At 55.6% G+C, this 22,765-nt stretch carries 16 protein-coding genes; all 16 read left to right on the forward strand.

Annotated elements, in window-relative coordinates; translation table 11 throughout:
- The first annotated feature begins 30 nt into the window (after window positions 1-30).
- The 16 genes from tssH (at window position 31) to tssJ (ending at window position 22,765) form a co-directional block, all read left to right on the forward strand.
- Window positions 31-2,685, forward strand: a complete 2,655-nt coding sequence (gene tssH / locus ACLD1Y_RS28905) for a type VI secretion system ATPase TssH (RefSeq protein ID WP_429481080.1) — start codon at window positions 31-33, stop codon at window positions 2,683-2,685.
- Window positions 2,682-5,051, forward strand: a complete 2,370-nt coding sequence (locus ACLD1Y_RS28910; RefSeq protein ID WP_429481081.1) for a type VI secretion system Vgr family protein — start codon at window positions 2,682-2,684, stop codon at window positions 5,049-5,051. The genes tssH and ACLD1Y_RS28910 overlap by 4 nt, the downstream gene beginning before the upstream one ends.
- A gap of 31 nt (window positions 5,052-5,082) precedes the next feature.
- The gene (locus ACLD1Y_RS28915; RefSeq protein WP_429481082.1) at window positions 5,083-7,845 is read left to right on the forward strand and encodes a hypothetical protein; all 2,763 of its coding nucleotides are present in this window, start codon (window positions 5,083-5,085) and stop codon (window positions 7,843-7,845) included.
- On the forward strand, window positions 7,845-8,735 hold the full coding sequence (locus tag ACLD1Y_RS28920; protein ID WP_429481083.1) for a hypothetical protein: 891 nt from the start codon (window positions 7,845-7,847) through the stop codon (window positions 8,733-8,735). The genes ACLD1Y_RS28915 and ACLD1Y_RS28920 overlap by 1 nt, the downstream gene beginning before the upstream one ends.
- 376 nt (window positions 8,736-9,111) lie before the next feature.
- On the forward strand, window positions 9,112-9,378 hold the full coding sequence (locus ACLD1Y_RS28925; RefSeq protein WP_429481084.1) for a hypothetical protein: 267 nt from the start codon (window positions 9,112-9,114) through the stop codon (window positions 9,376-9,378).
- A 43-nt stretch (window positions 9,379-9,421) separates the two neighbouring features.
- Window positions 9,422-9,829 carry a hypothetical protein gene (locus tag ACLD1Y_RS28930; RefSeq protein ID WP_429481085.1) on the forward strand — a complete coding sequence of 136 codons (408 nt, stop codon included), beginning with the start codon at window positions 9,422-9,424 and terminating at the stop codon, window positions 9,827-9,829.
- A 329-nt stretch (window positions 9,830-10,158) separates the two neighbouring features.
- The gene (locus ACLD1Y_RS28935; RefSeq protein ID WP_429481086.1) at window positions 10,159-10,848 is read left to right on the forward strand and encodes a hypothetical protein; all 690 of its coding nucleotides are present in this window, start codon (window positions 10,159-10,161) and stop codon (window positions 10,846-10,848) included.
- Between the two features lie 311 nt (window positions 10,849-11,159).
- Window positions 11,160-11,882: a lysozyme inhibitor LprI family protein gene (locus tag ACLD1Y_RS28940; RefSeq protein ID WP_429481087.1), complete on the forward strand. Its 723-nt coding sequence runs from the start codon at window positions 11,160-11,162 to the stop codon at window positions 11,880-11,882.
- 192 nt (window positions 11,883-12,074) lie between these two features.
- Entirely contained in the window at window positions 12,075-12,875 is an 801-nt protein-coding gene (locus ACLD1Y_RS28945) for a hypothetical protein (protein WP_429481088.1), read from the forward strand.
- 163 nt (window positions 12,876-13,038) lie between these two features.
- Complete coding sequence (locus ACLD1Y_RS28950; RefSeq protein ID WP_429481111.1) at window positions 13,039-13,233, forward strand: PAAR domain-containing protein; 195 nt, start codon at window positions 13,039-13,041, stop codon at window positions 13,231-13,233.
- 86 nt (window positions 13,234-13,319) lie between these two features.
- On the forward strand, window positions 13,320-14,480 hold the full coding sequence (locus ACLD1Y_RS28955; RefSeq protein ID WP_429481089.1) for a hypothetical protein: 1,161 nt from the start codon (window positions 13,320-13,322) through the stop codon (window positions 14,478-14,480).
- Between the two features lies 1 nt (window position 14,481).
- Window positions 14,482-17,841 (forward strand): ImcF-related family protein, encoded by a 3,360-nt coding sequence (locus ACLD1Y_RS28960; RefSeq protein ID WP_429481090.1) that lies wholly within the window; start codon window positions 14,482-14,484, stop codon window positions 17,839-17,841.
- Window positions 17,838-19,403 carry a type VI secretion system protein TssA gene (gene tssA, locus ACLD1Y_RS28965; RefSeq protein WP_429481091.1) on the forward strand — a complete coding sequence of 522 codons (1,566 nt, stop codon included), beginning with the start codon at window positions 17,838-17,840 and terminating at the stop codon, window positions 19,401-19,403. The genes ACLD1Y_RS28960 and tssA overlap by 4 nt, the downstream gene beginning before the upstream one ends.
- Window positions 19,404-19,429: 26 nt before the next feature.
- Window positions 19,430-21,199, forward strand: coding sequence for a type VI secretion system baseplate subunit TssF (gene tssF, locus ACLD1Y_RS28970; protein ID WP_429481092.1), 1,770 nt, complete (start codon window positions 19,430-19,432; stop codon window positions 21,197-21,199).
- Window positions 21,163-22,260 carry a type VI secretion system baseplate subunit TssG gene (gene tssG / locus ACLD1Y_RS28975; protein ID WP_429481093.1) on the forward strand — a complete coding sequence of 366 codons (1,098 nt, stop codon included), beginning with the start codon at window positions 21,163-21,165 and terminating at the stop codon, window positions 22,258-22,260. The genes tssF and tssG overlap by 37 nt, the downstream gene beginning before the upstream one ends.
- The gene (tssJ, locus tag ACLD1Y_RS28980) at window positions 22,241-22,765 is read left to right on the forward strand and encodes a type VI secretion system lipoprotein TssJ (protein WP_429481094.1); all 525 of its coding nucleotides are present in this window, start codon (window positions 22,241-22,243) and stop codon (window positions 22,763-22,765) included. The genes tssG and tssJ overlap by 20 nt, the downstream gene beginning before the upstream one ends.

Raw genomic sequence — 22,765 nt, forward strand, 5'->3', positions numbered from 1 at the left:
GCCCAGATCACCGAGCAAGGAAGTAACCGTATGACCCAGAACGCCACCCGCTTGCTTCGCCGTCTTAACCCTTACTGCGCCCAGGCGTTGAGTGCGGCTGCCTCGCTGTGCCAAACCAGAGCCCATGCGCAGATCACCATTGAGCATTGGTTGCTCAAGTTGCTGGGGCAGGGGGAGGGTGATCTGACCGTGATCGCACGCCGTTACGAGTGGAACATGGAGACGCTGTGGTACGGGTTGTTGGAGCACATCGACCACCTGCCACGCAGCGTGCAGAGCAAGCCGCAATTGTCGCAGCCGTTGCAGCAATTGATCAAAAACGCCTGGTTGCGTGCCTCGCTGGACGAAAATAACGAGCATCTGCGTTCTGCACATTTGCTGAGCGCGCTGATAGAAACACCCAGCCTGTTGGCGTGTGACGCTGCCTGGCCACTGCTGAGCCTTAGTGAAGCTCAGTTGCAGCGTTTGATGGTGCTGCTGGATCAGACCTCCGAAGAACGTCCGGGTGTACAGGAGGCCACTGCTTCAGACATTCCCCCAGGCGCTCCAGATGACCTCGTCGTTCTCCCTCCCGCTTCCACCCACAATGAGGTACTGGAGCGGTTTACCCACGACCTAACCGTCCAGGCTGCAGAAGGGAGGATTGATCCGGTATACGGTCGTGACGACGAAATTCGCCAGGTCATCGATATTCTCAGCCGGCGGCGCAAGAACAATCCGATCCTGGTAGGTGAACCCGGTGTCGGCAAAACGGCGTTGGTCGAAGGCCTGGCCCTGAGTATTGCCCAGGGCAAGGTACCGAACAGTCTAAGGTCGGTCAGCGTGCGCACATTGGACCTCGGGTTGCTGCAAGCCGGGGCAGGGGTAAAAGGGGAGTTTGAACAACGCCTGAAAAATGTGATTGATGCCGTGCAGCACTCCGACGCGCCGGTGCTGTTGTTTATCGATGAGGCCCACACCCTGATTGGCGCCGGCAACCAAGCCGGTGGTGCCGACGCGGCTAACCTACTCAAGCCCGCACTGGCCCGAGGTGAATTGCGCACTATCGCTGCAACCACCTGGAGCGAATACAAACAGTATTTCGAACGCGATGCCGCGTTGGAGCGGCGTTTTCAAATGGTCAAGGTTGACGAGCCGGATGACGCCAGCGCCAACCTGATGTTGCGCGGCCTCAAGGTGCGCTACGCCAACCATCATGGCGTGCATATCCAGGATGCGGCGGTGCAAGCCGCAGTCAGCCTGTCGCGCCGTTACCTGACCGGGCGCCAACTGCCGGATAAAGCCGTCGACCTGCTGGACACTGCCAGTGCCCGGGTGCGCATGAGCGTCGACTGTGAACCCCAGGCATTGATTCGCCTGGGTGCCCGGCAGGTGGCCCTCGAACTGGAAGCCCAAGCTCTGGAACAGGATCAGCGTCTGGGTGGCCACGGCGGCGATGAGCGCCTGACGGTTATCGCCGTACAACACGCAGAGCTGCAACGCCAATACCTCGAACTGGAGCAACAATGCCGGCAGGAACGTGAGCTGGTACAGCAACTGATTGAAGCGCGCCAGGCGCAACCGCCCCAACGGGAAACCTGCACGCAGTTGCAACGCCAGCTAAACGAAATCCAAGGCAACCAAGCATTGTTATCCCTGGACGTTGATGCCCGCAGCGTGGCCGAGGTCATTGCCGATTGGACCGGCGTACCACTGGGCAGTTTGCTTAAGGACGAACAGACCAACCTGTTATTGCTTGAGCAGCAACTGGGCGAGCGCGTGATTGGGCAGGCGCCGGCTTTGAGTGCCCTGGCGCAACGCCTGCGTGCTGCCAAAACCGGGCTGACCAATGACCGGGCTCCCCTGGGGGTGTTCCTGCTGGTGGGCACCAGCGGCGTAGGCAAGACCGAAACCGCCCTGGCCCTGGCCGATAGCCTGTTCGGGGGCGAAAAGTCGCTGATCACCCTCAACCTTTCCGAGTACCAGGAAGCCCACACGGTTAGTCAGCTCAAAGGCTCACCGCCGGGTTATGTCGGTTACGGTCAAGGAGGCGTGCTCACCGAAGCCGTGCGCCAACGCCCCTACAGTGTGGTGTTGCTCGATGAGGTGGAAAAGGCCCATCGCGACGTTCTCAACCTGTTCTACCAAGTCTTCGATCGCGGCTTCATGCGCGATGGCGAAGGGCGCGAAATCGACTTTCGTAACACCGTCATTCTCATGACCTCCAACCTTGGCAGTGACCTGCTGCAAACCTGCGTGCAGGAGCAGCCTGACGCACCAGACTCCGTGCTGCATGAACTGCTGCGGCCCATTCTGCGCGAGCACTTTCAACCCGCATTGCTGGCACGTTTTCAGACCCTGATCTTCCGGCCGCTACAGGCCAACGCACTCAAGCGCATTGTGGCGATCAAGCTGGGCCAGGTCGCCACACGTTTGCAGCGTCATTACGGCCTCAATTGCCAAATCGACGACGCCTTGAGCGACGCGTTGGTTGCCGCCTGCCTGCTGCCCGATTCCGGCGCCCGCAATATCGACAGCCTGCTTAACGAGCAAATCCTGCCGGTGCTCAGTCAACAGCTGTTGGAGCGCCAGGCGATACAGCAACGCACCCAGGGTGTGCGGCTCGGCTACAGCCACGATGAGGGCATCAGCCTGTGCTTCATCGATGCTTTGGATACGGCTAAGTCCGGCGCCGTGGAGGTATGAGCATGCAAACGTTCTTTGACCACAGCCGCCACACCCTGCGAGTGCGCAACCTCAACGCTCAGCTCGACGTTTTGTCCTTTGAGGGCCACGAACAGCTGAGCCAACCGTTCAACTACTGCGTGAAATTCACCAGCACCGAACGTGACCTGGCCGCCGACTCACTGCTAGGGCAAGACGCCCATTTCAGCCTGCACGCGCCGCCGCAAAAGCTGCCCCTGCTGAGCCTGAACCCACCACCGATCAAACCGCTGCGTACCCTGTATGGCGTGGTCACCGGCTTCAAGCGCCTGTCCGGCTCCAACGACCAGGCCACGTATGAAATCACCCTGCAACCGCGTCTGGCCCTGTTGGATCGTGGCCGCCAATTCCGTATCTACCAGCACCAGTCCGTGCCACAGATCGTCGAAAACGTCCTGCGCAGCCGGCATGGCTTTGAGGGCCAGGACTTCCTGTTCAGGCTGGTGCGCGACTACCCAAAACGCGAACAGGTCATGCAGTACGGCGAAAGCGACCTGCACTTCATTGCCCGCCTATTGGCCGAAGTCGGCATCTGGTACCGCTTCACCAGCGACGAGCGCCTGGGGACTGATGTGGTCGAGTTCTGCGACGATCAGCGCCACTACCAGTTCGACGTCAAACTGCCCTACCGCCCGCAATCCGGCCTCGGTAGCACCGGGCAGGATGCGGTGTGGCACCTGCAATCGCAGCACAAGGTGGTTGAACAACAGGTGCATTTCCGCGCCTACCACCACCGCGATGCCCGCGCGCGCCTGAGCGGCGAAGTCGATCAAACCCGAGGCGCCACCACCACCTACGGCGAGGCCTACCACTACGCCGAACCCTACACCGCCCTCGGCGACCGCCTGGACCAGGACGAAGACCTGCAAAGCGAAAGCGGCTACTTCTACGCCCGCCTGCGCCACGAACGCTACCTCAACCCCCAGACCCAACTGCGCGGCACCAGCAGCAGCGCCATGCTCGCGCCGGGGCAGGTGCTCAAGATCACCGGCGGCGCCCCCCAGGCCTTCACCCCCGGCGCGGTTATTACCAGGCTTACCCTGACGGCCGCCCGCGACCAAAGCCTGGAAACCACCTTCGACGCCATCCCCTACTCAGAAACCGTGTGCTTTCGCCCGGCGCTGGAACAAAAGCCCAACATCGCCGGCACCGTCCCGGCCCGCGTCACCAGCCCCCAGGCCAACGACCTCTACGGCCACATCGACCTCGAAGGCCGCTACAAGGTCAACTTCCTGTTCGACCGCGACACCTGGCGAGCCGGCGCGGAAAGCGCCTGGCTGCGCCTGGCCCGACCTTACGCAGGCGACACCCATGGCCTGCACCTGCCCTTGATTCCGGGCACCGAAGTGGCAGTGGCGTTTGAACAAGGCGATCCAGACCGGCCCTACATTGCCCATGCGTTGCATGACAGCGAACACGTCGATCATGTGACCCTGCGCAACTACAAACGCAACGTGCTGCGTACGCCCGCCAACAACAAACTGCGCATGGATGACACGCGGGGGCAGGAGCACATCAAAGTCAGCACCGAGCACAGTGGTAAGAGCCAGCTGAATTTGGGGCATTTGGTGGACAACCAGCGTCAGCCCCGTGGCCAGGGCGCTGAGCTGCGCACCGATGGGCATGCGGCTATTCGGGCGGGCAGCGGCGTTTTCATCAGCGCGGATGCCCAGCCAAAAGCCCAGGGGCAGATGCTTGAAATGAGTGCCGCGGTAGGGCGGTTGCAGCAGGCCGGTGAGCAATTGGAAACCTTGTCGGCCGATGCCCAGGCCGCCCATGCAGCCCCGGCCGATGTGCAGGCACAGCTGAGCATGCTCAAACAGGATCTGGAGCAGCTCAAATCCTCCGTGTTGATGCTCAGCGCGCCCGATGGCGTGGCCATGACCAGCGGCCAGCACCTGCAACTGGCCGCCCAAAAAAACCTGATGATCAACGCCGGTGCACAGGCGGATATCAGCGTGGTCAAGCGCCTGTTCATCGGCGTGGGGCAGGGGGTGAGCCTGTTTGTGCGCAAGCTGGGCATCAAGCTGATCGCCAACCAGGGCGAAGTGAGCATCCAGGCACAAAACGACACGCTGGAACTGATCGCACGCCATGGGTTGAGCATTACGAGCACTGAAGACGAGATCCATATCACGGCGAAGAAGAAAATCACCCTCAATGGCGGTGGCAGTTACATCACTTTGGATCAGAGCCGCATCGAGTCCGGGACTCAGGGGGATCACCTCATCAAAGCGGCGTATTTCGATTTCTTGAGCTCTGCGCAGCAGGTTCTTGATATGCCGCAGCCACCTCAATTGACCGAGCATAAATCCAAGGTCCAAGGGCCTTCGGTTTTCTCTGGCTGATCCCTTTTACTGGCAAGGAGTGAACCACAACATGGCTAACTTGTTCTCTCGGATACTCGATCTTTTCAGCCCAGGCCGCCAGGAGCCCATTTACGTATCGGATCCTCCAACGTGGCCGACGCAGATACCGTCATCCGCCCAGTCTCAATCCGCTGGGCAAGTGAGCAATGACACCCTGACCCCCTTGAAAAACTGGAGCCATCCCTTCAAGGACAAAAGTAACCCCCTCTCCCAACTCACCCACATGGCCAAGGCCGCCGCAGGTTACTACCCGCTGGGCCGCAATGGTCTTTGGCACGGCGGTGTGCATTTCGACAGCGGTACCGCCGGCACTCTGGATCAATCCAGCGTGCATTGCCTGGCCGATGGTGAGGTCGTGGCTTACCGCATTGACGAGCACTCGCCCACCACTGACTACTTCGTCAATGAACTGCCCGTGAAATACCCCTTTTCGCGCAACTTCGTGCTGGTTCGTCACCGCCTTGATGCACCCAGCATTGAGGGCAGCACGGATGTACCGCCCAGCCTGATCTTCTTTAGCCTGTATATGCACCTGCAAGACTGGGCGGTATACCGCAACGATCCTGCCATTTCCCGCCCTACGTTTTGGCCCGAGGGCCAGACCCGCCGCGTCAAGGCGAGCACCCGAGACGTCATTCCAGGTCAACCCGAACAGATGGGCTTGAATGTGCGCAACCAGGCGCAGAGGGGCAAGGTGCTAACGCTACTGCCAAGGGGCGCGGAGGTAAGCGTCAGCGGCGAGGGGGAGTACCGCAAGTTGGAAAACACCAACGGGCCGGACATGCTGAAAAATTCCGATGGCTCATTGCGCGGCTATGTCGCCTATGAACATCTGGAACTCATTGCGACGGGAAACTATCGAGTCAAGGTGTCTTCCCTTAACGTTCGCGCCGAGCCCAATGCCGGGCTCAATACGCCCGTTATTACGCAACTCCCTCAGGGCACCGAAGTTGTGGTGAGCGGCGAGGGTGAGTTTCGCAAGCTGGAGCGCGTGAACCTGTACGTACACTTCAACTCGCTGGAAAGCACCCTGGAACCGATCGCCGGCCGCATTGTGGTGCTGGACCGACCCATAGCGATCAAGGCGGGCGACCTGGTTGGCCACCTGGGCGAATACCAAGACAACTGCGATGAGTACCCTCAAAAGAAACTACATCTGGAAGTCTTCAGCGATGACAGCGTGGAGCAATTCATCCCAGCCTGCCGCACTTGGGCACAACGCCTGCCCGACAGCGGCAAGACCCTGCTGAAACTGGTCAAGGGCACCGCCGTCATAGCGCATCAGGAACATTTCAGTGCAGCACGCCCACCGAGCCTAAGTGCCACCAGCACGGCGAGCAATGCTGATCTATGGGTGCCCAAAAGCGTGCTCGATGGCCTGCCCGCTGAAAACAAAATCGCAGTCGCCGCAAGCGCCGGGCGCAAAGCCTGCAACTGGTATCGACTGGATGGGCTGCTGCACGACGCGAACAGCGTGTTGCTCAACGGTTGGGTGTGCGAAGAAGTGGGGGTGACGCCGTGGGTGAGTCCCTGGGCGTGGGAGGGTTTTGACGTGATCTTCAACCACGACATGCCTCGGCAAGCCCTGGCCTCTTTTTTTCGAGCGGCAAAGCGCTTTAGTGAGGAGCAACTCGAACGTTATGGAAGCTTGGCCGATATGGCCGATGAAGGACCGCTGAAAAAGCGCCTGTACGACATCATCGACCGCGACCGTAATGGCGTGATGACTGCCGAAGAATTACAGGCTGCGATAAGCCTGCCGGCACACGCGCAGTCGCTGTCGCAACTGATCGTCCACTATGAAAGTGAGTGGATGCACGAACCGCATAAGTGGGATGCGTTGGATGAAGTACTGGGCCATAGCGGCTCGACGCCGTTGTTGAACTGGTTGGCGGAGAAGGATCGGATCAAGGAGATCAGTTGGTGGAATGAGGTGGCGGAGAAAGTCGGGTTGCCGGGGCATGGGCAGGTTTATCACCTACACCCCATAGGTATAGCGAGTTGCTTTGGCGTTAGTTCTAAGCGTCAACTTATAACTCTCGCAATGTTAAAAAAGTCAAAGTCGACTATATCGGACTCTTACTGTGAAAGGGTTCTACCATTTCTTAATAAGTATGCGGAGCTATATGAGGTCAATACACCACTTAGGATTTCTCATTTTTTGGCTCAAGTAGGCCATGAGAGTGGGTTTAAGGTTAGAGAAGAAAATCTTAACTATTCAGCTGTTCGAATGAGGGAGATATTTGGTTGTAGGAATAATCAGGCCGGATATGATAAGTCAAAAGATGAATGCGTTTCCTTTCCAAGGCTTCGCCCTAAGCTTTGGAGTGACGCAGGCGTTTATGCTAATAATCCTGCTAACTTAGGAAGTTATGTTTATGCTAACAGAAATGGTAATGGGGATGAGGGGAGTCAGGAAGGGTATAAGTATCGTGGGCGAGGAATTATACAGTTGACCGGTAAAAATAATTATCGTGAATACTCTCGTATACATAATATAAAGGATCCTTCTGACGTGAGGGATTTCGTTTCTGATCCGGATTTAATCGTTTCCGAATTAAAGTATGGGGTCGAATCAGCTTTCGTTTGGTGGAGTATGGTTGGGATGAATGATGAGATCGAAAGTTCATATGCGGCGAGAACGGAAGCGGATATTTTTGGGCATGTCGCGGATATTTCGAAAAAGGTGAATGGTGGCACTATCGGGTTGGAGGATCGTATCCGTCTATTTAATGAGCTGCGTAAAATGATTGATGTGGAGTTAAATGGCTGATGATTAATCTCTTTATTTTAATTTTATGTTGTTTTTCAATGTTCGCCCTCGCGGAGGGTAGGATCTATTCTTTAGACTCGAATGACCACGGGTGGAGTTCGGCGGAATTCACATGGGAGGGGGAAGGCGCCGGTGAGCGAACTATAAAAGGATATCTTAGAAGCAAGGATGGAGTACGGTACGGACTTCCTGATGAGTGTGAGCCTGAGGGGGGGAATGCTGAGCTAGTAGACGCTTATATGGTAAGAGGAAAAAAAGAGTACTTTTTGTTTGTTTGCGCCTGGTCGGTTCAACACCCCGGTATTGGAATTAATGGAACTCAGTATGAGTTTTTCGTTTATAGGGGCGAGAACCTAGGGCGGGTCGTAAAGGATATGGATCTATCATCAAGTCTATCTGCTTATGAGGGGAGCTTAGAGGGTGGCGGGATTAGTCATGCCTGGTACACGGTACGGAGGATTTCTATCAGTAAGCTACTTGAGCTCGAGGCTGGAAATTTGGTTGACTCCCTTGCTCTGGCGCATGAAATTGTGCAGGGTCGCTTGAAAGATAATGACATTCAGGCAATTAGAAATTACTTGACGTCTGAACGTGTTTATCAGTTGTTTAGAGATGCCCCCATCAATAATCATACTGCTGCGATCTATAATGACCTTGGATATGCTTTGTGGGTGGCGGGTAATGATTTTATGTCTTATGAAATATTAATGAAAGTTGAGGCGGTCGATCCGAATAGAATTGTTCTGAAACTAAACATCGCTGATGTTTTATGGTCGATTGATCGGGGGGCGTCTAGAGATTACTATGAGAAATATGTTGATTTGATGAGGGGGGAAGGTAAGGAAACGCTAATTCCCACAAGGGTGTCTGAACGTTTGGTTGCTCAGTGAGTGGTGGGGAATGCTTGGATGGGATTAGTGTATTAATTAAATTGCTGGCTGAAAGGCCGATGTGTTCTGCAGGTGCGAAGCCGCGAGCTGTAGAGGTTGTTTGGGTTAATATGAAAAATGGCTTGGTTTGAGGAAATAGTTTATGACTTTTCAGGTTGCTGGGGGGTACATAAAAAATAGCAATTTTGTATTTGTAAGCGAGATTGTTTTGTGTGGGAGAGATAATGTTAGGTTATATCGGTGGCGGTACAGTTGACTACGTTTCTGCGAGAAGAATAATAAATGCTTTGGATGAGGCGGAGTTGATAGCTTCATATGCGGAGCGGTTTGAAACTATTTTAAGAGCAACGTCAGCGTTGCCATTGGATTTGTAGTCATGAGAAAAAAATATTTTGTAGGGTTGGTGTTTTTTTTGATTTTTACTGGTTTGGTGGTTGCTGAGGAAATTGTAGAAGGTACTAGTCCGGGAAGCGTTGTGCTTCATACAAAACGGGGGAGCGTAGTCTATGAAAATATAACGGGCAATAGATATGGTGTCGATAGAAGTCTTGTGCCTATTAATGGCAGGCCCGGGCTGTTGGTTCTTTCCAGGGATAATCTGTATTTTACATTGTCGGTAAAAGGACGAGGCGATAGTTGTTGATTGTACTTACTCTGACTTAAGAAGCCGTATTAATGGTGCAAGAATGACTGCTGGCATATGTGGGCTTGATGAGAAATTGGTTGAAAGCTATGATGATGTTATATATGGTTATTCAAGTTTTTGGAGTAGATCCGTTTACTCATTCGACACCGGAAGTTTATTTGCTGGAGAAGTAGGGAAGCATTTTTATCTGGGAAAGATAGGTGGTGTCGAAATTTTTGATAACTATCCAACAATTGATTCCTTGGAAGACTCGAAGCCCAAAAAAGTAATTAAAAGTAGTTCTGGGTGTGCGAATCTTGGCATGGTTGTTGGGTTTTTGGTTTTTGAGGATGCGAATAAGCCAGTCCTCAAATATCTTGATTTGCTCCGTTCTGAAGATCCTATATTTTTGCAGCGTATGGGAGAGGAGGATTTAAAGAAAATGGCAGTTGGTAAATGCAATATTTAAGTGGGTATGTTGCATTTTTGATTGCCGTCGCGATGGTTCATGACGGATTTCAAAAAAACAAGTGCGCGATTTTTTCGGTCTAATATGGGACGAGCTCTAGTTTTAGATCAGGATGTTAACGCGCCTGGTAACGTGGTGCGTAGCCATTAAAAATGCAATTGATGTTTTGCGGAGTAGAAATCCTGGGCTCAGTTCAGATCCGGATCACTGGGGCGAAAATCGTTTGCAATATGAGAATGAGTCGGTAGAGATTTATGGGCTGTCTCGCAGTATGAACTCCCCAAGAGAATGCTATAGTCATCTCCGTGGCTTATTGTAAGAGGTCTAAAATGAAAAGTTTTGTGTTGTTTTTATTTTGCTTAATGGTCTCATTTAGGTTAGTGGCCGCTAGCAATCAGAGCACTGCTGGAACTTTGGTTTACTCAGATGGTGTTGGCCAAGAGTTTAGGTCTCTGGACTATAAAACAAGGTCAGGACGGGTGCTAAAAATATTCGATGAAGGATTGAGGTTTAGCTATGATAGTCAACATGATAAAGCTATATCTCCTAATAAAGCGTATTCAGTAGTGCACTTCTCTGAGGAGGGTGTAGGAGAGAGTGATGCACGCCCGGATACTAAATACCTTTGTGCGTTTGTAAGAATGGTTGATGGTTGCGTTGTCAACGTTTCTGCTGGTGAGCAATGCGGGGGTGAGTGGAGTACGTCAAGTCTTTGGTTGAGCCAACAATCCAACTCTGGTTATGATTTTTCTAACGACTCTCCAACGGTTGAAGGTGTTTATAGGGACTATATGTCTGGAAGGAAGGATCAATTTAAAGTGACTACCCCTAGAGTTCTTGCCTATCTTTTAGAGGGTACAACATTTGATAATATATTGGCCTGCGATCCTCCCAGTAATTTAAATATAAAGACTTATAATGAGATGCTGATGTCGCTAGAGCGAGACGGTGATAGTCATAATTTTTTGAAGTTAAGAAATGCTTTGGACTTGGCGGGTCTGTGGCCTGTGAAATACTAAGTTTGAATGGCTACTAATTTTTTAATGATAAGTACTTACTGTCGTAGTACATGGTCAGTTAGGCGGATTTTGCATGGAGCGGTTGTATGTATATATGTTATGTTGTTTTGGGTGTTTAAAGTGCCTTGACTTTCTCCGCTCTGAGGAACCTGTATTGCTTCAACGTATGGGGAAGAGCACTTGAAGAAAGTAATAAATGACGCTTAACCCAAGCGTAAAGAGCTTACACTCACTCCCAAGGAGTATTGTTAACTTCAGTAATCAATAGAGGGTTATCTTTCTACCGGCCAGATCCTCACTCTCGGTTGGAGATGAAACAAATCGGCAATGACTTATCGAGTCTTGCTCCAGAAGCATTCTTTCTAGAATCCGTTCAACGAAAGACTGTGGGAAGGGAAAGCCGTGCGTGGAGGGCTAATAATTCGCCAAGAAGAAGCAAAGCTTATTTAACGAGGTCTAAAATGCGAATATTTTCAGTGGTTGTATTTAATTTTTTTGCAGTATTTGCTTCATTAGCTTTTGCGGGTAATGGCTGCAACAAGGCGAGCTTGCTAACAAGAGCCATCTTTCAGTGCGCAAGCGGTTTGTATGAAAAGGTAGACAAAAAACTTGACGAGCAATACTCGATAGCGCTTGACTCGCTTTCATCTCTCAATAAAGTTTCACTTGTAGAGGTTGAGCGCGTGTGGCTTAAGTATAGAGATGCTCATTGCAATAACATTTACGAATCTATTTCTCCAGGAGAGGAAGCCGGAATCGAAAGAGCTGCATGTCTGACTTCTTTGACCGCATCTAGGCTGACGGAGTTGATTTATTTGGAGACGGGAGTCAGCAGTGACGGGTTTTATAGTTCAGTCTCTTTTGTGAGTAATCTTTCTCTCAGGACTAGAGATGACATGATTTTGTACATTGAAGGTTTAAAAAGTACTTTAGAGGCAGTCGAGTACTTCAATAAAAACTGCGAGCTGATGGGTGTTGTCCATTCGGAAGACGGAAGGCTTTGTCGAGCTAGAATGAAATTTCAATCCATGTAGGTATCAGTATCAATAGTAAATTCAGAAGCCAACGACTGCTAGGCGGGAGAAAATCTACGTACTGTTGGTGCGCAGGCGCAGCACGCATGTATTTGTTCTGTTTGAGTTAATATAATAATGGCTTGACTCAAAAAAAATTTTCGATTTGTTAATTTGTTGGCGGGAGTGTGATAACACAAGAGGGCGTTTGTATTGGAAAAAATATATATCATGAGGGCGGCGTGGATCCTTTTTTGCTGCTTGTTTTCGTCCGCACCTTCATTCGGTGCAACCTCTCTGCCAATATTAGCGATTCAGGACGGTACTCCGATCAAATTGGCCGTGTTTGAACGAGGTGTTTTTCTGAGTCTCGCCGTTCCTGATGCTTTTATGCGGGAGGTTGAAGGTCTGTACGAAGAAGTATATCTAAAAGATCTTACAGGCGACGGCATTGCGGAGTTTGTCTTCCGTTTGGGTGGGGAGGGGGTAAATTCTTGCTCGAGAGTGTTGCGATATTATCGTGAAGGCCGCTCCTTGAGTGAATTGGAATTCGGTCGTGGCGGACTTTGTAATTTTAAGGTTGCGCGTAATTATATTGTGAGTTCTTACAGGGATGGGGCATCTTGGAATGAGGATGTTTACGAGATTAAGGATGGAGCGGTCCGTATAAAGTTGTCAGATCGCTGTATCGGTTGTGGTGAGGTCAATCGTCTTGAGTATCACCCGGGTGGACTTTTGAAGCGTTCGTTGGTTTCTGATGATGGTGATTTTGAAAAGCGTGCCGTGTTGACTGCTAATGTTATTTCCAATAAGGCGAATATTTACTCTTCTCCTGCTGGAACCCATTCAACACAAAAATATTTGATGCAAGGAGATAAGGTTACGCTTCTAGGCTTTCACATCTCAAATAATGAGCGCTGGATGGAGTTCAGGTTCGAAGGTGCTGTTGTTACTGAAGGGTGGTTGAGGTGTGGCGATACTGATAGGGCGATAGAGTGTTTGAAGTTGCGTTAGGTAAGCTGGTTGTAGTGACTGTGTTGGCATTAGGGCTATTGAGTTGCATGGATATCCCATAATTAATGGGTTTGTTTTTAACTATGGAGGGCACATGAAAAACATAATTCGAATAGGCGACAAGACAACAAGCGGCGGCACTGTTAAAGCCGGTTCAACCGTCATGTTTTTCAGAGGCATTGGCGCCGCCCGCAAGGGCGATCCAGTCGATTGCCCGATCCCAGGCCATGGTCGAACAGAGATTGCCGAAGGCCATCCAACTTTTAACGACCACGGTATCCCTGTCGCGTTTCACGGGCATCGTTGTGCTTGTGGCTGCACCTTGATTTCATCGCTCCCTCAAGCGAGTGCGCACTAGTCATGCCAGTCAGGATGGATCAGGTCCCCCCAATCTCACTAAGGCCCAGTCGGCCGAATGGCTGGCTTTGGTTAGTTGGGCTGCCATTGCTGCTTTTGCTGTTGGGTGTAGGCGCAACGTTTTTGCTCAGCTCGCCATGGCTAAACCAGCAACCTGTAATTTTTTGGGGGCTGGCCTTGGGAGCGCCCTTTATGGGCTGGTGTGTGCTGAGCTTCGGCCGTATTTCGCTGTATCTGGGTCAGCACCGGGTGGCAGATGGGTGGGACAAGGCGCGTGACGAGGACTTGATCCGTAAGGTTCGCCAAGGCCGGCGCGTGCAGCAAGTGTTAAGTGTAAGTCTACAAACAGCCTTGCGAGAGGCGAACGCATCGCCAGCTATACAGTTGGATTCTTTACGCAGTGAAGCCAAGGCGACCATGGCTCAGCCGTCCAGAAGAGCCCCCGCAGTGTCGCGACACACTCGTATTGCGGGCGAGCAGAGTCATGGTCCCGCGCAGGCGTTGCTCAAACTATTAAAGCAAATGCTTGCCGATTTGATACCTGCTTTAAATAAAACGTCGAGTAACGCGCCATTGGCATTGTTACTGGAGGTCGATACAGCCATGCCGGAGCGAATGTGGCGGGGTTTATGGCAGCAGGCGTGGAGCGAATCCGGTATCCGCCAACCTCTTGCGCCCTGCGAAGGAAGCGGACTCGCTGCGCTGGACCAATGGCTCGATCAACGCATTGACGACGAAGCCTCCTTGTTGGTGGTGGCGTTGCAATTTGATCCGCCACAACCAGAAGGTACGGCTGAAGCGGCGGTAGGGTTGCTGTTCGGCAATCGTCTCACCCAAACCGCTCTACCTCCCATTGCGTACCTGCATCGCCCCGAACAACAACTTGGGTCTGGCGCCGAGGGTTTGCTCTATGCCGCGCGCCAGGCATTGGACTGGGTACCGCTCGATGTGCAATCAGTCGAGCACGTATGGCAGTCGGGCATCGACGCTAGCGAAAGTGAAGCCTTGTCCACTGTTTTGAAGAACATGGCGCTTCCGGCAGAGCACAAGCAAGGGGTTTACGACTTGGATGTCTTGCTGGGAAACCCAGGCAAAGCCTCTCCCTGGCTGGCGATTGGCGCAGCGGCGCAAACCATACAAAGCGGCGCTGGGCCGCAATTCATCTTCAGCAGTGGCGGCGACGTCGATGCAGGGCTCTGGAGCACTGTTTTGACACCCGTACCAACGCTCTGGAAGCAGGAGCCTTAGGATGCAGTTTCGACGTGTTGTCTGGTTGACGGTTCTGGTCATCGTGCTGTTGATGGTCGGTATGACCGTGGGTCTACTGGTTTGGCATTATCCGCAGTTGCTGGCGCTTCGCTCAGGAAGTGTCGGGCAAACCATAGCTTTGTGGGGCGTTGGTGCAACAACCTTAGTTCTGGTGATGTTCTTGATGGGTTATCACTTTTTAGGGCACCAGTTGGGTCGTACAACGTACCGTCAAGAGCAGGCGGATGACGTGCCCGAATCGACCGCGTCTGTTGGTGCAGCCTCGCGTGAAACCCAAGCCGCGGAAGATGCAGGCTCTTTGAAAGCTTACATGCGCGCCAACTACGGATTTTTCTGGCGCCGTAAAGTTCGCCTGTTACTGGTGATCGGCGAGCCAGCTCAAATCAAGGCCATTGCCCCAACCCTGATCGAGCAACGGTATCTAGAGTCCCAGCGTACCGTTGTACTGTGGGGAGGCAGCGCCCTGGCCCCGCTGGAAGATGCTTTCACAGCAAGATGGAGCCACTTGAGTCGAGGGCGTGCCCTGGATGGTGTGATCTGGGCCTTGAGTAGAGATCAGGCCTGCGATGATGCCGCAATGAGCCTGGGCGTCAGCCATTTGCAGGGTCTTGCTCGGCGCCTGAACTGGCAACTGCCGTTGTACCTGTGGCAAGTCTGCGACAGTGGCTGGTCGCAAGACTCCAGAGAAGCTCAGCCGGTTGGGTGCTTGTTGCCAGCGCGCCTTACGGCAAAGCAACTGGAAACATCGCTGGTTGGCCTGCTGGAGCCTCTGCGTCGGGCAGGCTTGGCGCAGATGCATGAGGCCATGAACCATGACTTTCTGCTGCGGCTGTCTCGTGACTTGAAAGCTGATGGCATCGCCCGGTGGCGTCATACGCACGCAGCTTTGGTCGGCAAATATGCCTGTGGCGTGCCGCTGCGAGGCGTGTGGTTCAGTCTACCGGTGCAGCCCTCGCCCCACGATTCGGTAAATCATTGGGTGGCAGCTCCGGTTTGGCAAGGCGTGTTCAGCGATAAGGCTAGCGGTACCAATTTTGGTTGGAGTAAGGCTCACATCGCCTATGTGTTGACGTTGGGCGTAAGCCTTCTATGGGCCACGGGTTTATTGGTGTCCTTCACCACCAACCGCCTACTAATCAACCAAGCCCAAACCTCCCTCGCAGCCTTGCAACAACCGGGCAACAGCGACCAACAACTCATCGCCCTCAACGATCTGGTCCGCGAGCTCTCCCGCCTGGATGATCGCGTCCAAAACGGCGCGCCCTGGTACCAACGCTTTGGCCTGAATCAAAACCAAGCCCTGCTAGAGGCCCTATGGCCACGTTATGTCGAGGCCAATAATCGCCTGATCCGTGACCCTGCCGCCGCCGCGCTGCGGGAGCATCTCAATGCGTTGATCAAATTGCCCCCGGACAGCCCGCAACGTGCAGAACGTGCCCGCCATGCCTACGCCCAGCTCAAGGCCTACCTGATGATGGCCCGCCCGGAAAAAGCCGAGGTCGATGTACTGGTCAAAACCTTGAGTGAAGCAGAGCCCGCTCGCGCAGGTATATCACCAGGCCTCTGGCAAACTCTCTCACCGACCCTGTGGCAGTTCTACGGCGAACACCTGGCGGCAAATCCAGAGTGGCGCATCGAGACTGATCGTCGCTTGGTCGCGCAGGTTCGCCAGGTGCTGCTTAGCCAATTGGGCCAACGCAATGCCGAAGCCAGCCTGTACCAACAACTGCTCGATGAATCCGCCAATCATTACCCGGACCTGAGCCTCCACCAATTGGTTGGGGACACCGACGCACAGGCACTGTTCACAACCGACGCCAGTATCCGTGGTGTCTTCACTCGCCAAGCCTGGGAAGGCCAGGTGCGCCACGCCATCGACGAAATCGCCGACGCTCGCCGTGAAGAGATTGATTGGGTGCTCAGCGATAGACCCGCAGACATCGATACCCAATTGAGCCCGGACCAGCTTCGTGAGCGCCTCACCGAACGTTACTTCCAGGACTACGCGAGCGCCTGGCTGCATATGCTCAATAGCTTGCGCTGGCAGGAGGCAGCAAGCCTCGACGAAGTGATCGACCAGTTGGCGCTGATGAGCGATGCGCGCCAATCCCCCTTGATCGTGCTGATGAACACCCTGGTCTATCAAGCCCAGGCTGGCAGCCGAAGCCAAGCGTTGGCCGACTCGCTGATGGAGTCTGCGCAAAAGCTTATCGGGCGTGACAAGGCCCCCGTGATCGAGCAGTTGCCGGCCGTGCCGAGTGGTCCGCTGGACGCCACCTTCGGTCCATTAGTGGCGTTGTTGGCCACAAACACCCATGACGGTTTGAGCCTTCAGTCATTCCTAACCCGAGTCACGCGGGTACGCCTGAAGTTGCAGCAGATCAGTACCGCGCCCGACCCCTTGGAAATGACCCAAGCGCTGGCGCAAAGCGTCTTTCAAGGGCGCAGCATCGATCTGACCGATACCCAAGCCTACGGCAGCCTGATGGCCGCCAGTCTGGGAGCGCAGTGGGGCGGGGCGGCGCAGACGCTGTTTGTGCAGCCGCTGGAGCATGCTTGGCAGCGTGTTTTGCAACCTTCAGCCGCAGGTATCAACAGCCAGTGGCAACGCTCGATCGTCAGCCACTGGAACGAGGCCTTCGCCAGCCGCTACCCGTTTGCGGCCACTGCCAGCGACGCGTCTTTGCCGATGCTGGGGCAGATGATTCGGGCGGATTCCGGGCGTATCGAACAGTTTTTGCAACGCCAGTTGAGTGGGGTGCTGCGCAAGGAGGGCAGCCGTTGGGCGGCTGACCCACGCCACAGCCAAGGCTTGCGCTTTAACCCGCAGTTTTTGGCAGCGATCAATCAGCTCAGCGAGTTGGCCGATGTGCTCTACACCGACGGTGGCATGGGCTTGAGCTTTGAGCTGCAAGGCAAGGCCGTGCGCGACGTGGTGCAAACCACTTTTATCCTCAACGGCGACAAGCATCAGTACTTCAACCAGAAAGAGAGCTGGCAGCGTTTCCATTGGCCTGGGCGCAGCGACTATCCAGGCGCAAGCCTGAGCTGGACCAGCATCTACTCCGGTGAACGGTTGTTTGGCGACTACCCCGGCACCTGGGGCCTGATCCGCTTGCTGGAAAAAGCCCAGGTCACCCCGTTGGACGACGTCGACAGCCGCTACCGCATGGTGCTCAAGGCGCCCGATGGGGTGAACCTGACCTGGCACCTGCGCACCGAGCTGGATGCGGGACCGTTGGCGTTGCTCAAGTTACGGGGCTTCGAGCTGCCTCGGCAAATCTTTCTCAGTGAGAACGTTGCCCAAACGCCTTATACATACGACGAGGTTTACCCATGACCCTGCGCACCTTGATCGCCCGTTGCCTGGGGGAGCGTGACGCGCTGTCCATCGCCCGCGAGCAGGCTGCCCACTGGCAGCCGTGGCTGCACCCCATCAGCGCTGAATCTCCCGCAGGCGAAGACCCCGGCTACGATGATGACTTCCAGCGCATGCGCGACGAGGTCAACAAACTGTCGGGCGCCGATGCCGAGCAGGTCGCCCAACTGGCGCAAAAGCTGCTGACCCACAGCTGCAAGGATCTGCGGGTGGCGACTTACTACCTGTGGGCCCGCCTGCACAAGGACGGTGAAGTCGGCCTGGCCGATGGGCTGAGCCTGTTGGCGGCATTGCTGGAACGCTTTAGCGATGCGGTGCTGCCCAATCGTCCCAACAGCCGCAAGATGGCGCTCGAATGGCTGGCCAGTGGCAAGGTGCTCGACACGCTGTCCCTTCACCCGGAGGTGGTCAAGGCCGAGGCCGAGCGTACCGCTGCCGCACTGGCCTGGCTGGAGCGTGGGTTGGGCATGTGGCCGCAGGAACAACGGCCTGATCTGGCGCCGTTGTATGCCGCCTTGTCCGCAAGGCTGGCGCAGTCCGGTGGGATGGAGGCGCTGGTGCCGCAAAACATCGCCAGCCATGAGGCGCCAACGCCACAGATAAAATCCGGACGCGATCTGTTGGACAGCGGCCGCGCCCTGGCGGGTTATCTGCGTGAACAACCGTTGGGCTGGCTGGCGGCCCATCGACTGATGAAAAGTCTGCGTTGGGACACCGTGCATCAGGCGCCACCCCAGGAGGCCAATGGCAATACGCGTTTGACACCGCCACGCGGTGACTACCGCGCGCAGCTCAAGCGCCTGTACCTGCAACAGAGTTGGGCGCAGTTAATCGAGCAGGTCGAGCGAATCTACGCCGAAGGGGTGAACCATTTCTGGCTGGACTTGCAGTGGTACCTGTACCAAGCACTGAGCAAGCAGCCCGCGCCGCCGGACCGCTGGGCCGATATCGCCAAGCGCGACCTGGGTATGTTTCTTGAGCGCCTGCCGGGGCTGGAGGTGCTGTGTTGGAGTGACGGCAGTCCCTTTGCCGATGAGACCACCCGTGAGTGGATTGCCCAACACGTCAGCGGCAACCAGCCCCAGCAATGGCTGCCTGTCACTCCGGTTGTGCCGGTCACGGGCGATGTCGACATCCTGTCCCTGGAAGATGAGGCCGTGGCTCAGGCCGACAGTGAGGGCGTGGACCAGGCGCTGGCCTGGCTGGCCACACGTCCCGAGATCCATACCGGGCGCCAACGCTGGTTGCTGCGCCTGTTGATGGCGCGCGTGGCCGAGCAATACGGCAAAAACGACTTGGCTATCCACTTGTTGGGCGAGCTCGATGCCATCGCACAGCGCCAGGCCCTGGCCGAGTGGGAGCCTGAGCTGAACTTCGAGGTCAAGGCCCGGCTGCTCAAACTGCTGCGGGTCAAAGCCCAGCGCAACGACGCCGACAAACCCGGTTTGGCGCGGCGCATGGAAACCCTGCTGGCCGCGCTGGTAGCCATCGACCCGGTACGCGCCGCCGTGCTTTGCGGCTAACTCTGCGACATTAAGGAGTCTTTTTGGTGAGCATGGACAATCTGACACTGCGTTACTTTGATGCCGAAATGCGCTATCTGCGCGAAGCCGGCAAGGAGTTCGCGCAAGCGTTTCCGGACCGCGCGGCCCAGCTCAACCTGGACAAACCGGGTGCGCAGGACCCGTATGTGGAGCGCCTGTTCGAGGGCTTTGCCTTTCTGATGGGCCGCCTGCGGGAAAAGCTCGACGATGACCTGCCCGAGTTGACCGAAGGTTTGGTCAGCCTGCTGTGGCCGCATTACCTGCGCACGATTCCGTCGCTGTCGGTGGTCGAGTTGGTGCCTGAACTTGCGCAGATGAAGCGCAGCGAGTGGGTTGCCCAAGGTTTCGAGGTGCTGTCGCAACCCATCGGCGCGCAGGGCACCCGTTGCCGTTACACCACCACCCAGGATCTGACCCTACAGCCCTTGGCGTTGGAGTCAGTGACGCGTAGCCATGAAGCAGACGGTCGCTCGGTGCTGCGTCTGCGTTTTGCCTGCGGGGCTCTGACCGACTGGAGCCAGGTAGACCTGCGCCGTTTGCCGTTGTACCTGAACGCGGATGCACCGCTTGCCAGTGCGCTGCATCAGGCCCTGACCTTGAACGCGCAAGCCCTCTACGTGCGTTGGCCAGGCCGCCCCGAACGACAGCCACTGGCCGGCCATTTCGAGCCCAAGGGATTCGGTGAAGAGGACCGTTTGTGGCCTAAGGGCGATAGCGCTTTCAGCGGTTATCAGCTGCTCCTGGAGTACTTCAGCTTCCGTGAAAAATTCATGTTCGTGACCCTGTTGGGGTTGGAGCGACTGGAGATCGTGCCGGGCACCGCCTGGTTCGAACTTGAAGTGGTATTGCGTGAGCCCTGGCCAGCCAACTTCGACCTGAGTAATGAGCACATTCGCCTGCATGCAGTGCCGGTCATCAACCTGTTCCCACTGGAGGCCGACCCGCTGAGCCTGGCGCCGTTGCAAACTGACTACCTACTGCGCCCCATGCGCTTGCAGGATGGCCACACCGAGATCTATTCGGTAGACCGGGTCACCGCCGCAAAGAACGCAGAGCGCCATGACTATGTGCCTTTCACCAGCTTTCGCCACAAGGGCGGCATGCTGCGCGACGATGCCCCGGAGCGCTACTTCCACACGCGCTTGAAGCGCGCGGCCAATGGGTTGCATGACACATGGTTGATCCTCGGTGGTGAGGGGTTCGACAAAGATCGGCTGGGCGAGCGACAAAGTCTTTCCCTGCGCTTGACCGGAACCCACGGCCAGTTGCCGCGCAAAGCCTTGCAAAGCACCTTGCTCGATACCCTGGTGCAGTCCGCCCAGGTTGATGTGCGCGTGCGCAACCTGTGTGCACCGACCCTGCCGTGCTATCCGCCCAATCGCGATCGTTTTCACTGGCGCGTGCTCAGTCACCTGGGCTCCAACTTTCTGCCGATGCTCGACAGCGCCGAGGTGCTGCGCGGCACCCTCGCGCTGTATGACTGGGCGGGCAACGAACTCAACCGTCGACGCCTGGCGGCCATTGTCGAGGTTAGGCATCACCTGGTTCAGCGTTTTGAAAAGGGCTTTCTGCTGCGGGGCGTCGATATCGAAATAACCCTGGATGCCAATGGTTTTTCAGGGGAGGGCGATATCAGCCTGTTCGGCGAGATGCTTAACCGCTTCTTTGCGTTGTATGCCGACATTCATTTGTACACCCAGCTCACGCTGATCCTGCAACCTACTGGAAAGTGCCTGCGATGGAACGAGAGCCACAGTCAGCGTATTCCCGGCTAAATACCAGCGGTCTGCTGCAAGCCCTGCACGGGCAGGTGGCCGAAGCCAATCTGTACCGGTTTTGCCAGTTACTGGAACAGGCCTTGCCCGGTCACCCGCCCTTGGGCAGCACTGCGCAGCCTGCCGATGACGCGGTGCGCTTTCGTCCCGACCCGGGCATGGGTTTCCCCGCCGCCGAATTGAAAGCCATTGAACTCGATGCCGCTCGCCCGGACCGCCCGGCAACAGTCCGCACCCGTCTACTGGGGTTATACGGGGTTGATTCACCGCTGCCGACGGCGTTTCTGGATGACATCGCGCAGCGGCGGGAAGGGCATGAAGCGCTGGAAGCCTTTCTGGATATTTTCAACCACCGGATCTTCACCCAGTTCTATCGGATCTGGCGCAAGTACTCCTACCCGGCGGCGTTTGAAGCGGGGGCGCTTGATGCGACTTCGCAATGCCTGTTGGGTTTGATCGGCCTGGGTATTCCTGGCACCGCGCAGCAGATCGCCACGCCTGTCTCACGCTTTCTCGCCCTGCTCAGTGTGATGCGCCTGCCGACGCGCAATGCTGAAGGCATCGCGGCATTGGTCGCCTTGCTGGCGCCCAATACCCAGGCGAACACCACCGCGCGATGGCCAAAAAAAGTGCTGCTGAAAGAGCCCGCCGGCCTGTCGCGCCTACGCCCGGTGAATCTCAGCCAAGGCACGCCCCTGGGAAGCGTCGCCTTTGATGCCAACAGCCAACTTCGCCTGACGCTGTACACCGAAGATACGCAGGAAGCTCAGGGCTGGTTACCGGGTGGCGCGTTGTACGGCGACCTGCTGGTGCTGCTGCGCGTATACCTCGGTTGGCGTTGCACGGCGAAACTGCGCTTATCGCTGCCGGTGTGCAGCTTGCCTGAACCCATGCTCGGCCACGCCACGATTCGGCTTGGCATGACCGGGGTATTGGGGGTGGGTAGCGATACCTGGCAAGGGCGGCAGCACGACATCCTCACCATTAACCTGGGCCTCTACCAAGGCCTTTTGATCAACCCCCACAACAGAGAGGCACAGCATGTTACGTACTGTTTTTAGTCTCGTGATGTTCGCGGCACTCAGTGGCTGCGGTCTGGTTCAGACCGTGGCCGATGGCACAGCGTCCACCGCCCGAGCGATCTTCTACAAACAGGTGAAAACCCTGCATCTGGATTTCAGTGCGCGCACGGCACTCAATACCCATGCTGCGGACATGAACGCCTTGTCGATACCCACCCTGGTGCGCGTGTACCAGCTACGCGACAACAAAGACGTCGAGCAGGCGAGCTACAACAGCTTGTTGGGCGATGACGATCAACTGCTGGCAGGCTCACTGTTGGACAAGCGTTCGGTGGTGGTGAAGCCCGAAGAGGGCGCACAGTTGAACGTGCCCTTGGACAAGGATGTGCAGTTCGTCACCGTGGTGGCCTTGTTTCGCAACCCCGACACCCAACTCAATACCTGGCGCCTGACGTTGAACCGTGACGACCTGGATGCGGATTGGCCGCGGGTCATCGAATTAGGGGATAACCGCTTGACCCTGCGGCCCCTGGCCAAGGACTGA

Origin of the sequence: Pseudomonas sp. 18175 (genome assembly GCF_050432925.1) — a bacterium.
In the GTDB taxonomy this organism is placed as follows: Bacteria; Pseudomonadota; Gammaproteobacteria; order Pseudomonadales; family Pseudomonadaceae; genus Aquipseudomonas.